We start from the raw sequence: 13466 nt of genomic DNA on the forward strand, positions 1-13466 counted from the left end.
CCCGCCGTACACCGGGGCCTCGTCGGGAAGTGCGCCGGGCACGCCGTACGGGGCGGGCTCGGTGACCGGGACCCGGAAGTCCCGCAGCGTCTCCGTCCGCATCACGGGTCCCTGACCGGCCCCCTGAGTCATCGACCCCTCCACCACCGTCGCGCTGCCGTACACCTGCGGACCCTCCTGGCCTCCTGGGCGGAGGGTCCGTGATGTCGTGCGCCCATCATAGGAATGCGGCTCGCGCTCTGTGACGCACCAGGGGTGGTGAATCCGGGGCGGAACCAATAGTTCCTGCCGCTTTCGCCTGAAATGGGTGTTTCTGAAATCCTCGGCGGGGCCGTCGGCCCCGCCGTATCGGGGGTGTGACGGTCAGTCCTTGGCCGGTGAGCGGGGCGGGCTGATCGTCGTACGGGCCTGCCTGCGCTGCGAGGACGTACGGATGATCAGCTCGGTCGGGACCACCTGTTCGACCGGCCGGCCGGTGTCGACTCCCTCGATGGCGTCGATGAGCAACTGCACGACGGCGGTGCCGATGCGGCGCGGTTTGAGGGACAGGGTGGTGATGGGCGGTTCGGTGTTGGCGTACACGGTGGACTCGCTGCAGCACACGAGCAGCAGGTCCTCGGGGACCCGCAGGCCGTACCGCCGGGCGGCGGCCAGCAGGTCGGTCCCGTTGGGGTCGAAGAGCCCGTAGACGGCGTCGGGGCGGTCGGGCCGGGCGAGCAGGCGGTCTGCGGCGACGGCGCCCGCGCACGGGTCGTGGGCGGGGTACGACTCGTAGACGGGGTCCTGGCCGACGCGCTCGCACCAGTTGAGGTAGGCGGTGGTGGAGAGCCGGGTGTAGGTGTCGGTGGTGGTGCCGGTCAGCAGCCCGATCCGGCGGGCGCCGGCGGCGGCGAGGTGGTCGAGCAGGCCCAGTACGGCGGCCTCGTGGTCGTTGTCGACCCATGCGGTGACCGGGAGGGAGCCCGCCGGACGGCCGTCGGAGACGACGGGGAGGCCCTGGCGGACCAGTTCGCTGACGACGGGATCGTGGTCGGAGGGGTCGATGACGACGGTGCCGTCGAGGGCCACGTTGGACCACACGTCGTGTCGGGAGGTGGCGGGGAGGATGACGAGGGCGTAGCCGCGGGCGAGCGCGGCCGAGGTGGCGGCCCTGGCCATCTCGGCGAAGTACGCGAATTCGGTGAAGGTGAAAGGTTCATCCCCGTACGTCGTCACGGTCAGGCCGATGAGGCCCGACTTGCCGGTACGGAGGGTGCGGGCCGCGGCGGAGGGGCGGTAGCCCAGCCGGTCGGCGACCTCGCGAACGTGGCGGCGGGTGGCGTCCGGCAGCCGCCCCTTGCCATTGAGCGCGTCGGAGACGGTCGTGATCGAGACGCCCGCCGCGGCGGCCACGTCCCTGATGCCTGCCCGGCCCTGTCGGCCGGCGGCCCGCCGGGTGGTCTCGGTCCGGCTCACCTGATGCTTCCCTGCTGCTGTCATGGCGAGCCGATAGTAGGGCTCGGTGGGGTGGGTGGTCCGGGTGCATATGCACGCGTTGACAGGCACGATTCTGCATGGTTCGCCACCCCCAATGACCTTGGAAATGAAGGAAATTGGAAGCAGAGAGTGAGTGGGCCGTTTGCCGTCGGGTCCGGGCATGCCAAAGAGGTGCGGTTCGGGGGCGGTCTCAACTCACCTGTACGAGGGATGCGCGCCACGGCGCAGGCCACCGGCGTGCGCATATATGCGTGCGCTCCCCCGCAATCCCGGCGCTGCCATTTTCGGGAGAGCGGAATCCTCATAAGGTGAGCAGTATTGAGTCGACGGCGACGTCGTACGGGACGGTCGAGGAGGACCTGCGGTGAGCGAGAAGAGCCCGAAGCTGCGCGCCGAGCTGGACGGCATTCCCACCTACAAGCCGGGGAAGCCCGCCGCCGCGGGCGGGCCCGTCGCGTACAAGCTGTCCTCGAACGAGAACCCCTACCCGCCCCTGTCCGGGGTGCTGGAGTCGGCGGTCGCGGCGGCCGGCCAGTTCAACCGTTACCCGGACATGGCCTGCACGGGCCTGGTGAACGAGCTCGCCGAGCGGTTCGGCGTGCCGGTCGAGCACGTCGCCACGGGCACGGGCTCCGTGGGTGTGGCCCAGTCGCTGATCCAGTCGACGGCCGGCCCGGGCGACGAGGTCATCTACGCCTGGCGCTCCTTCGAGGCCTACCCGATCATCACGCAGATTTCGGGTGCGAAGTCCGTGCAGGTCCCGCTGACCGACGGGGACGTGCACGACCTCGACGCGATGTTCGACGCGATCACCGAGCGGACCCGGCTGATCTTCGTCTGCAACCCCAACAACCCCACCGGCACCGCGGTGCGCCGTGCCGAGCTGGAGCGGTTCCTGGACCGGGTGCCCTCGGACATCCTGGTGGTGCTGGACGAGGCGTACCGCGAGTTCGTCCGCGACGTCGAGGTGCCGGACGGCATCGAGCTCTACCGCAGCCGCCCGAACGTCTGCGTGCTGCGTACGTTCTCCAAGGCGTACGGGCTGGCCGGCCTGCGCGTGGGCTTCGCAGTGGCACACGAGCCGGTGGCGGCGGCGCTGCGCAAGACGGCGGTGCCCTTCGGTGTCAGCCAGCTCGCCCAGGACGCGGCCGTCGCCTCGCTGCGGGCCGAGGACGAGCTGATGGGCCGGGTCGGGGCGCTGGTGGGCGAGCGCGCGCGGGTCTACAAGGCGCTGCTCGGGCAGGGCTGGACCGTGGTGCCGGAGACGCAGGCGAACTTCGTGTGGATGCGGCTGGGGGAGCGGACCGCCGAGTTCGCGGCGGCCTGCGAGAAGGCCGGTGTGGTGGTCCGGCCCTTCGCGGGTGAGGGCCTGCGGGTCACGATCGGCGAGCCCGAGGCGAACGACCTCTTCCTGCACACGGCGGAGGCCTTCTTCAAGGAGATGTAGCCCTTGGGGGGCTGCGCGGGTCCCCGGGAGCTACGCGAGTTCCACGCGGATCGGGTCGCCGTCGCGGACGGTGGACAACAGGCGGGGGTCGCCGTCGAACGAGCCGAGCACGTTGCACGGGCTCGCCAGGCGGCTCTCGCCTCCGCGCGAGATGGGTGTGGGGCCGTAGGGCAGCGCGAGTGCGTCGCCCTCGGTCCAGAACGCGACGGTGCCGGGGTCGACGACCTGACGGGCGTCGTGTTCCAGCGCCACGGAGACGCCGGTGTCGAAGTAGACCTCCTCGCCCCAGGTGTGGGCGGACGCGGAGATCGGCAGGGCCTCGGCCAGCGCCTTGCAGGTCGGGGTCTCGTCAAGGGTTGCCGTGAGCTGGCCCGCGGGCCAGGAGATACGAATCCTCATGAGCGGCATTCAACAATCTGTTGAATGTATTGGCTAGAGGGGGACCCCGGCTGAAAGTCGTCGGGAGTAGTACGACATAATGCTTGTGAATGTGAACGCGTTCACAAGCGTGTCCTGCTTTGTCACCTATTGGGTAGGGCATGTCAGGCAAACTGCGGCAGTGACCACGGCGCACCGAAGGAGACGACGACGTGGACGTAGCTTTGGCGCCAGAGACGTTGGCGCGCTGGCAGTTCGGCATCACCACCGTCTACCACTTCCTCTTCGTCCCGCTGACGATCTCGCTCGCCGCACTCACGGCAGGCCTTCAGACCGCCTGGGTGCGTTCGGGGAAAGAGAAGTACCTCAGGGCCACCAAGTTCTGGGGCAAGCTTTTCTTGATCAATATCGCGATGGGCGTCGTCACGGGCATCGTGCAGGAGTTCCAGTTCGGCATGAACTGGTCCGACTACTCGCGTTTCGTCGGTGACGTCTTCGGAGCCCCGCTGGCCTTCGAGGCGCTGATCGCGTTCTTCTTCGAGTCGACCTTCATCGGCCTGTGGATCTTCGGCTGGGACAAGCTGCCGAAGAAGATCCACCTGGCCTGCATCTGGATGGTCTCGATCGGCACCATCCTCTCCGCGTACTTCATCCTCGCGGCGAATTCCTGGATGCAGCACCCGGTCGGCTACCGGATCAACGCGGAGCGGGGCCGCGCCGAACTCACCGACTTCTGGCTCGTCCTCACCCAGAACACCGCCCTGACCCAGTTCTTCCACACCATCACGGCGGCCTTCCTGGTCGGTGGCGCCTTCATGGTCGGCATCTCGGCCGTCCACCTGGCCCGCAAGAAGCACATCCCCGTCATGCGGACGTCGCTGCGGCTCGGCCTGGTCACCCTGATCATCGCCGGCATGGGCACCGCCATCAGCGGTGACCTGCTCGGCAAGGTGATGTTCAAGCAGCAGCCGATGAAGATGGCCGCCGCCGAGGCGCTCTGGGACGGCGAGGCTCCCGCGCCCTTCTCCGTCTTCGCCTACGGAGACGTCGAAAAGGGCCACAACAAGGTCGCGATAGAGATCCCGGGTCTGCTGTCCTTCCTGGCCAACGACGACTTCACCTCGTTCGTCCCCGGCATCAACGACGTCAACAAGGCCGAGCAGGAGAAGTTCGGCCCGGGCGACTACCGGCCCAACATCCCGGTCGCCTACTGGGGCTTCCGCTGGATGATCGGCTTCGGCATGGCCTCGCTCGGCGTCGGAGTGCTGGGGCTCTGGCTCACCCGCAAGAAGTTCATGCTGCCCCCGGGCCTGCGGACCGGCGAGGACGAGGTCCCGCACCTGGTCCTCTTCAAGAAGGCGCTGAGTCCCCGGTTCGCCACGTGGTACTGGATCGTCGCCCTGTGGACCATGGGCTTCCCGCTCATCGCCAACTCCTGGGGCTGGATCTTCACGGAGATGGGCCGCCAGCCCTGGGTGGTCTACGGCGTCCTGCGCACCCGTGACGCGGTCTCGCCCCACGTCTCCCAGGGCGAGGTGCTCACCTCGATGATCGGCTTCACGCTGCTGTACGCCGTGCTCGCGGTGATCGAGGTCAGGCTGCTGGTGAAGTACGTGAAGCTCGGGCCGCCCGAGCTCACCGAGGCCGACCTGAACCCGCCCACCAAGATCGGCGGGGACGACAAGAACCCCGACCGGCCGATGGCCTTCTCGTACTGAGGCTGAGGGGACCACACCATGCAACTCCATGACGTCTGGTTCGTGCTCATCGCCGTCCTGTGGACCGGCTACTTCTTCCTGGAGGGCTTCGACTTCGGTGTCGGCGTCCTGACCAAGCTGCTCGCCCGCGACCGCAAGGAGCGGCGGGTCCTGATCAACACGATCGGGCCCGTGTGGGACGGCAACGAGGTCTGGCTGCTCACCGCCGGCGGTGCCACCTTCGCCGCCTTCCCGGAGTGGTACGCCACCCTCTTCTCGGGGTTCTACCTGCCGCTGCTGCTCATCCTGATCTGCCTGATCATCCGCGGCGTCGCCTTCGAGTACCGGCACAAGCGGGACGAGGACCGGTGGCAGACCAACTGGGAACACGCCATCTTCTGGACCTCGCTGATCCCCGCGTTCCTGTGGGGCGTGGCCTTCGCCAACATCGTGCGCGGCGTGAAGATCGACGAGCAGATGAACTACGTCGGCAGCCTTTTCGACCTGCTCAACGTCTACTCCCTGCTCGGCGGCCTCGTCACGCTCACCCTCTTCACCTTCCACGGGGCGGTGTTCACCTCCCTCAAGACGGTCGGTGACATCCGGGAGCGCTCGCGCACCCTGGCGACCCGGCTGGGCGTGCTCACCGCCGTGCTGGCCCTGGCCTTCCTGGCCTGGACCCAGGTCTCGCACGGTGACGGCACGAGCCTGATCGCCATGGCCGTCGCGGTCGTGGCCCTGGTGGGAGCCCTGGCCTGCAACCTGGCGGGCCGCGAGGGCTGGGCGTTCGCCCTCTCCGGGATCACCATTGCGGCCGCGGTCGCGATGCTCTTCCTGACGCTCTTCCCGAACGTGATGCCGTCCTCGCTGAACGACGCCTGGAACCTCACGGTCACCAACGCCTCGTCCAGCCCGTACACGCTGAAGATCATGACCTGGTGCGCGGGAGTGGCCACGCCGCTCGTCCTGCTCTACCAGGGCTGGACCTACTGGGTGTTCCGCAAGCGGATCGGCACGCAGCACATCGCTGACGCGCACTGAGCCCCGACCCCGCTGACCGACCCTGCTCTGGGGGATGTTTCACGTGAAACCGATCGACCCGCGCCTGCTCCGGTACGCCCGCTCCACCCGCCTCTTCCTGGCGGCCGTGGTGGCCCTGGGCCTCGCCGGGGCGGGGCTGGTCGTCGGTCAGGCGATGCTGATCGCCGAGATCGTGGTCGGCGCCTTCGAGCAGGGGCTGGACGGGGAGGCGCTGCGGACGCCGCTGCTGCTGCTCGCGGCAGTGGCGCTGGGGCGCGGCCTGCTCGCCTGGCTCACGGAACTGGCCGCCCACCGGGCCAGTGCGGCGGTCAAGTCGCAGCTCAGGGGGCGGCTGCTGGACCGGGCCGCGGATCTGGGGCCCGGCTGGCTGAGCGGTCAGCGGACCGGATCGCTGGTGGCGCTGGCCACCCGGGGCGTGGACGCCCTGGACGACTACTTCTCCCGCTACCTGCCCCAGCTGGGCCTCGCGGTGGTGGTCCCGGTGGCGGTCCTCGCCCGGATCGTCACCGAGGACTGGGTGTCGGCGGCCATCATCGTGGTCACGCTGCCGCTCATTCCGCTGTTCATGGTGCTGATCGGCATGGCCACCCAGTCCCGCATGGACCGCCAGTGGCGGCTGCTGTCCCGGCTGTCGGGGCACTTCCTGGACGTGGTGGCCGGGCTGCCGACGCTCAAGGTCTTCGGCCGGGCCAAGGCTCAGGCCGAGTCGATCCGCAAGATCACCGACGAGTACCGGCAGGCGACCGTACGGACCCTGCGCATCGCGTTCCTCTCGTCCTTCGCGCTGGAGCTGCTGGCGACGCTGTCCGTGGCGCTGGTCGCCGTGACCATCGGCATGCGGCTGGTCCACGGGGAGCTCGACCTGTACACCGGGCTGGTCATCCTGATCCTGGCGCCCGAGGCCTATCTGCCGCTGCGCCAGGTCGGGGCGCAGTACCACGCGGCCGCCGAGGGGCTCGCGGCCGCGGAGGAGATCTTCGAGGTGCTCCAGACCCCGGTCGCCGCCGCCGGCGGTGGGGCCCCGGTGCCGGACGCCGGGCTGCGGATCGAGCTCGACGGGGTCGCGGTCCGCCACGAGGGCCGGGGCGAGGACTCGCCGGGACCGGTTTCGCTGACGGTGGGACCCGGGGAGTGCGTGGCCCTGACCGGGCCGAGCGGCGCGGGCAAGTCGACGCTGCTCCAGGTGCTGCTGGGCTTCGTGGCGCCGACCGCGGGCTGCGTGCGGATCGGGGGCGCGGACCTCGCCTCGCTGTCGCCGGAGCAGTGGCGGGAGCGGATCGCATGGGTACCGCAGCGCCCGCACCTGTTCGCCGGGACGATCGCGCAGAACGTACGGCTGGCCCGGCCGGACGCGTCCACGGACGCCGTGGCCGGGGCCCTGAAGGATGCCGGGGCATGGGAGTTCGTCTCCGCACTGCCCCGCGGAGTCGACACGGAGCTCGGAGAAGGCGGGCTCGGGCTGTCCGCCGGCCAGCGTCAGCGGCTGGCGCTGGCCCGGGCGTTCCTCGCGGACCGGCCCGTGCTGCTGCTGGACGAGCCGACCGCGGCACTCGACGGGGAGACCGAGGCGGCCGTCGTCGACGCCGTACGGCGCCTCGCGGTCGGGCGGACCGTGCTGCTGGTCGTCCACCGGCCCGCGCTGCTGGCCGTGGCCGACCGCGTGGTGCCGGTCGGCGCTGCGGGGCTCGGGGCTCTCCCCTCCCCCGTACGGGCCGGCAGCTCCGTCGGCCGCGGCGGGGACCGCAACGGGCCGTCGGACCCCGGCGCATGGATCCTCGGCAGCGCCCCCGAACGGGCCGCCGAGGCCGTCGGCGCCGGCTCGGGCGGCGGCGATCCGCTCCGGCGGGTGCGCGCCGTCGCCAAGCCCTGGCAGGGGCGGTTCAGGCTCGGTCTGCTGCTCGGGGCGCTGGCCGTCGGGTGCAGCGTCGGGTTGATGGCGGTCTCCGGATGGCTCATCTCGCGGGCCTCGGAACAACCGCCGGTGCTCTACCTGATGGTGGCCGTCACGGCGACCCGGACCTTCGGGATCGGCCGGGCCGTCTTCCGGTACGCGGAGCGGCTCGTTTCCCACGACGCCGTGCTGCGGATGCTCGCAGACCTGCGGGTCTCGGTGTTCCGCCGGCTGGAGCGCATCGCACCCGCCGGGCTGCGGGAGCAGCGCCGCGGAGACCTGCTGGCCCGTCTGGTGGCCGACGCCGACTCCCTCCAGGACTACTGGCTGCGCTGGCTGCTGCCGGTCGGCACCGCCGTGCTCGTCGGCACCGGCTCGGTCGCCTTCACCGCATGGCTGCTGCCCGGGGCGGGAGCAGCGCTCGCCGTCGGGCTGCTGGCCGCCGGGGTTGGGGTGCCCCTCGTCAGCGGCGCCTGTGCCCGGCGTGCGGAGCGGCGGCTGGCGCCGGCCCGGGGAGAACTCGCGACCCGGGTGGCCGACCTGCTGACCGGAACGGCCGAGCTGACCGTCGCCGGCGCGCTGACCGGGCGCAAGGACGCCGCGAAGGACAGTGACCGGACGCTGACCGCCATCGCCGCGCGCGCAGCCGCCGCCGGCGGACTCGGAGCCGGGCTGACCGCCCTGGTGTGCGGGCTGACCGTGGTGGTCTGCGCCGCCCTGGCCGCCGGCGCCGTGCACGACGGACGGCTGTCCGGTGTGGCCATGGCCGTGGCCGTGCTGACGCCGCTCGCCGCCTTCGAAGCGGTCAACGGTCTTCCGCAGGCCGTCCAGTACCGGCAGCGGGTGCGCCGCAGCGCCGAGCGGATCCACGAGGTCATCGACGCTCCCGTCCCGGTCGCCGAGCCGGAACGCCCGGCCGGGGCGCCGGACTCCCCCTTCCCGCTGCGGCTGACGGGGCTGGCGGCCCGCCATCCCGGGCAGGAACACGACGCGCTGCACGGGCTGGACCTGACCCTGGAGGCCGGCCGCCGGGTCGCCGTCGTCGGCTCCTCGGGTGCGGGCAAGACCTCGCTGGCCCAGGTCCTGCTGCGGTTCCTGGACCTCCACGAGGGCACGTACACCCTGGGCGGGACCGACGCGCGCACCCTCGACGGCGACGAGGTCCGGCGGATCGTGGGCCTGTGCGCCCAGGACGCGCACCTCTTCGACAGCTCGGTACGGGAGAACCTGCGGCTGGCCCGGACCGGGGCGAGTGAGGAGCAGCTGCGGCAGGCCCTGGCGGCGGCCCGGCTGCTGGAGTGGGCCGACGGCCTCCCGGACGGGCTGGACACGCTGGTCGGCGAGCACGGCGAGCGGATCTCCGGCGGCCAGCGCCAGCGGCTGGCCCTGGCCAGGGCCCTGCTCGCCGACTTCCCGGTGCTCGTGCTCGACGAACCGGCCGAACACCTGGACCTGGCCACCGCGGACGCCCTGACGGCGGATCTGCTGGCCGCGACCGAGGGCCGTACCACCGTGCTGATCACGCACCGGCTGGCGGGCCTGGAGGCGGTCGACGAGGTGTTCGTACTGGATCGCGGAGCGGTCGTGCAGCGGGGCGCCTACGCGGAGCTGGCGGCCGAGGAGGGTCCGCTGCGCAAGCTGCTGGAGCGCGAGCGCGCGGCCGACGGGGTCCTGGCCGACTTTCCCCGGTAAAAGGGACTAACTACGCTCAAGGGCATGTCAGTGCAGGAGTCGCAGGAACCGCCGGAGCCACCTCCCGGAACACCGGACCCGCTGGAGGCAGCCACCCGGGCCACCCGGAGTCTGCAGGGTCTCTCCACAGAGCTCACTGCGCGGGTGCCGCAACTGCTGGAGGCCATGCGCTCGGTCGGCACCGGCCTGGAACTGCACTCCACCCTCGACCGGATCTGCGAGACCGCGGCCGAACTCGCGGACGCCCGGTACGCGGCGATCGGCGTCGTCGACACCGAGGGCCGCGGGCTGTCGGACTTCGTCACCTTCGGCATCGACGCCGAGACGGCCCGGAAGATCGGACATCGGCCGGACGGGAAGAGGGGCCTGCTCGGCGCGCTGATCTCGCATCCCGACACGGTGCAGCTCTCCGATCTGACGAAGGACCCGCGCTCGGCCGGGTTCCCGCCGAACCACCCGCCGATGAAGACCTTCCTCGGCGTCCCGATCCGGGTGCAGGGGGAGATCTTCGGCAATCTGTACCTCGCCGAGAAGAACGACGGCGGCCGGTTCAACGACTACGACGTCCACATGGTCCGGGTCCTGGCCACCGAGGCGGGCATCGCCATCGGCAACGCCCGGCTGTACGAGGCCGCCACCCAGCGGGAGCGGTGGATCGACGGCTCGGTGGCCGTCACGACCGCCCTGCTGTCGGGCGGGGACGCGGACGACGCCCTGGCGGTGGTGGCCGAGCAGGCCCGCCATCTGGCGGACTCCGCCGCCGGGATCGTGCTGCTGCCCGCGGAGGAAGGCGGCATGGAGATCGTCGCCGTCTCCGCCGACAACCCGGCCACCTCGCTCGGCCTGGTGATCCCGGCCGAGAGCCCGGTGGTGGCGAAGCTGCTCCGGGGCGAGCCGGTCTTCGTCGACGACGCCGCCTCCGACCCCCGCACGATCAGCCGGCTGACCAGCCAGTACGGGCCCTGCATGATGCTGCCGCTGCACAGCGGGGGGCGGGTGCTGGGTGCGCTGGTCACGCCACGGGGCCGGGGCCGGCGGCCGTTCAGCGAGTCCGAGCGGACCCTGGCCACCCAGTTCGCCTCCCAGGCCGCGCTCGCGCTGATGATGGCCGAGGCGCAGCGCGACCGGGAGCGGCTCGCGGTGTTCGAGGACCGCGACCGGATCGCCCGGGACCTGCACGACCTCGTCATCCAGCGGTTGTTCGCCACCGGGATGATGCTGGAGGGCGCCCAGCGGCGGTCCGTGGTCCCGGAGGTCGTCGACGGCGTGGGCAAGGCCGTGGACGAGCTGGACGTGACCATTCAGGAGATCCGCACCGCGATCTTCGCGCTCCAGCAGGGGCCCGCCGAGGCGCCGTCGGGGCTGCGCACCCGGGTCCTGCGCGAGATCAACATGGCTGCGGTGCCGCTGGGGTTCAAACCGTCGCACCGGTTCCTCGGCCCGGTCGACACGATGGTCGGCGAGCTGGTCGGCAAGAACCTGATCGCGGCGCTGCGCGAAGCCCTGTCGAACGCCTTCCGGCACGCGGAGGCGTCCCGGATCGAGGTGGTGGTGGACTGCACCCTCACACTGGCCGACGGACGGCCCGGGGTCCGGCTGGAGGTCGCCGACGACGGGGTGGGCATCCCCGAGGGCGGGCGGCGCAGCGGGCTGCGGAATCTACGCCGACGGGCCGAATCGCTGGGCGGATCGAGCTCGTACGGCCCCGGTATCGGGGAGGAGAGCACGGGGACCACCCTGGTGTGGGAGGCCCCCCTCTGACGCCCCGGCCGGCCTCGGGCCCGCAGCTCCGGGCCCGCGGCCACGGGCTCCCGCCCGGGCCCCGGCCGCCGGTGCCGGATCTACCCCTGGTGGGCGGCGCGTTCCGCGATGATGCGCTCGATGACGACCGCGACGCCGTCCTCGTTGTTGGCGACCGTACGGCCGGAAGCCGCCGCGAGGACGTCCGGGTGGGCATTGCCCATCGCGTACGAGGTGCCCGCCCAGCGGAGCATTTCCACGTCGTTCGGCATGTCACCGAAGGCGACGACCTCGGCGGGCGAGATCCCGCGCTCGGCGCAGCAGAGCTCCAGGGTGCTGGCCTTGGAGACTCCCGGACCGCTGATCTCCAGCAGGGCGGTCGGGCTGGAGCGGGTGATCGACGCGTGGGCGCCGGCGGCCGAGCGGGCGAGCGTCAGGAACTCGTCCGGGGCGAGCTCGCCGTGGTGCGCGAGCAGCTTCAGGACGGGAGCGGAGGTGTCGTCCGCCTCCTCCTCCAGCAGCTTCTCGGCGATGGCCACCTTGGCGCCCGGGTCCTGGAAGAAGGGCGGGTACAGCGGCTCGTAGTTGATGCCCGTGGTCAGCTCGACCGCGAAGGAGGTGCCCGGCACGGTGGAGCGCAGCGTCTCCACGACCGTCATCGCCGTCGCCCGCGGCAGAGCACGCACCTGTACGAACTCCCGGCCCGCGTGGAGATCGACCACCGCGGCACCGTTCGCGCAGATCGCCAGGCCGTGGCCGTGGACGTGATCGCTGACCACGTCCATCCAGCGGGCCGGGCGGCCGGTGACGAAGAAGACCTCGATCCCGGCCTCCTCGGCGGCGGCGAGGGCGGCGACCGTGCGCAGCGAGACGGATTTGTCGTCGCGCAGCAGGGTGCCGTCGAGGTCGGTGGCGATGAGCCGGGGGGTGGGGGTTGGCCCGTCCGGGCGCTGGGGAGCCGAGGTCACGCCTCCATCTTCACCCATGGCCTTGGGGCAGTGGACCAGCGCGGGTCGAGCCCCTGAGCCCGATGGCGATGTTTCTCCCCCGGTCGCCGTTGAAAAGAGGCCTCCGCCGGCACGGGGACGGCTCGTGTTTCACGTGAAACACGAGCAGGGTCGTAGTCTCGAACCCATGAGTCTGCGTCTGAGCACTGTGATCCTCCCGGTACGCCCGTGGCATGGGGGCGGCCGCGACCAGTGGGTGCGAGCCGCGCGGCTCGGCTTCCACACGGCCTACACCTATGACCATCTGACCTGGCGGTCCTTCCGTGACCTGCCGTGGTTTGGCGCGATCCCGACCCTGACCGCCGCGGCTGCAGCCACGGAGAAGATGCGCCTGGGCACGCTCGTCACCTCGCCGAACTTCCGGCACCCGGTGACCCTGGCCAAGGAGCTCATGTCGCTGGACGATATTTCCGGTGGCCGTTTCACCCTTGGTATCGGCGCCGGCGGCAACGGGTTCGACGCCACTGCGCTCGGCCAGGACCCCTGGACCCCGCGGGAGCGCGCGGACCGCTTCGCCGAGTTCGTGCCGCTGCTGGACCGGCTGCTCACCGAGGCCGCGACCAGTGAGCGCGGCACCTTCTACTCCGCCGAGGAGGCCCGCAACATCCCCGGCTGCGTGCAGCAGCCGCGCCTGCCGTTCGCGGTCGCCGGGAACGGCCCGCGGGGTCTCAAGCTGGCCGCCGCCCACGGACAGGCCTGGGTGACCACCGGCGATCCGAAGCTCTTCGAGGAGGGCACCCCCGAGCAGTCGCTGGCGGCCATCGCCGGCCAGCTGGCCCGGCTCGACAAGGCGTTCGCCGAGATCGGACGGGCGCCCGGGTCGATGGAGAAGATCCTGCTGACCGGCTTCACGCCGGAGCGCAACACGATGCTGGACTCCGTGGACGCGTTCGTCGACTTCGCCGGCCGCCACCAGGAGCTCGGTTTCACGGAGATCGTGATCCACGCGCCGATCCCGGACTCCGAGTTCGCGGCCGACGAGGACGTCTTCGAGAAGATCGCCACCGAGGGCCTGGCGCAGCTGGCCGGCTGATGCCCGCGATGCCCCGTCGCCCGGTGGCGACGGGGCATCGGCGTCAGAGCGGCCCGGCCTCGTG

9 protein-coding genes and 1 pseudogene are annotated in these 13466 nt (G+C 71.2%); 6 read left to right on the top strand and 4 right to left on the bottom strand.

Annotation, left to right across the window (positions count from 1 at the left end; genetic code table 11):
* Positions 1-165 (bottom strand): annotated as a pseudogene (locus ACFXA3_RS04490) (serine/threonine protein phosphatase); the annotation flags it as partial.
* A 198-nt stretch (positions 166-363) separates the two neighbouring features.
* Entirely contained in the window at positions 364-1479 is a 1116-nt protein-coding gene (locus ACFXA3_RS04495; protein WP_385181812.1) for a LacI family DNA-binding transcriptional regulator, read from the bottom strand.
* A 361-nt stretch (positions 1480-1840) separates the two neighbouring features.
* Between ACFXA3_RS04495 and hisC the strand changes: the two genes are divergently transcribed.
* Positions 1841-2923: a histidinol-phosphate transaminase gene (gene hisC, locus ACFXA3_RS04500; RefSeq protein ID WP_385181814.1), complete on the top strand. Its 1083-nt coding sequence runs from the start codon at positions 1841-1843 to the stop codon at positions 2921-2923.
* Between the two features lie 30 nt (positions 2924-2953).
* Here hisC and ACFXA3_RS04505 read toward each other — a convergent pair whose 3' ends face one another.
* Entirely contained in the window at positions 2954-3322 is a 369-nt protein-coding gene (locus ACFXA3_RS04505) for a cyclophilin-like fold protein (protein WP_385181816.1), read from the bottom strand.
* 191 nt (positions 3323-3513) lie between these two features.
* Between ACFXA3_RS04505 and ACFXA3_RS04510 the strand changes: the two genes are divergently transcribed.
* The 4 genes from ACFXA3_RS04510 to ACFXA3_RS04525 are packed head-to-tail and all read left to right on the top strand — an operon-like array spanning position 3514 to position 11383.
* Positions 3514-5019 carry a cytochrome ubiquinol oxidase subunit I gene (locus ACFXA3_RS04510; RefSeq protein WP_385181818.1) on the top strand — a complete coding sequence of 502 codons (1506 nt, stop codon included), beginning with the start codon at positions 3514-3516 and terminating at the stop codon, positions 5017-5019.
* A gap of 18 nt (positions 5020-5037) precedes the next feature.
* Complete coding sequence (gene cydB, locus ACFXA3_RS04515) at positions 5038-6039, top strand: cytochrome d ubiquinol oxidase subunit II (RefSeq protein WP_385181821.1); 1002 nt, start codon at positions 5038-5040, stop codon at positions 6037-6039.
* 43 nt (positions 6040-6082) lie between these two features.
* A complete protein-coding gene (gene cydD, locus ACFXA3_RS04520; protein ID WP_385181824.1) occupies positions 6083-9622 on the top strand; it encodes a thiol reductant ABC exporter subunit CydD in 3540 nt (1179 codons plus the stop codon).
* A 24-nt stretch (positions 9623-9646) separates the two neighbouring features.
* On the top strand, positions 9647-11383 hold the full coding sequence (locus tag ACFXA3_RS04525; RefSeq protein WP_385181827.1) for a GAF domain-containing sensor histidine kinase: 1737 nt from the start codon (positions 9647-9649) through the stop codon (positions 11381-11383).
* Positions 11384-11463: 80 nt separating this feature from the next.
* Here ACFXA3_RS04525 and ACFXA3_RS04530 read toward each other — a convergent pair whose 3' ends face one another.
* Positions 11464-12348: a Cof-type HAD-IIB family hydrolase gene (locus ACFXA3_RS04530; protein WP_385181830.1), complete on the bottom strand. Its 885-nt coding sequence runs from the start codon at positions 12346-12348 to the stop codon at positions 11464-11466.
* A 148-nt stretch (positions 12349-12496) separates the two neighbouring features.
* On the opposite strand from ACFXA3_RS04530, the gene ACFXA3_RS04535 reads away from it, so the two are divergent.
* Complete coding sequence (locus ACFXA3_RS04535; RefSeq protein ID WP_385181832.1) at positions 12497-13402, top strand: LLM class flavin-dependent oxidoreductase; 906 nt, start codon at positions 12497-12499, stop codon at positions 13400-13402.
* Positions 13403-13466 lie beyond the last annotated feature (64 nt).

Origin of the sequence: Streptomyces sp. NPDC059456 (assembly GCF_042750055.1) — a bacterium.
Classification (GTDB): domain Bacteria; phylum Actinomycetota; class Actinomycetes; order Streptomycetales; family Streptomycetaceae; genus Streptomyces.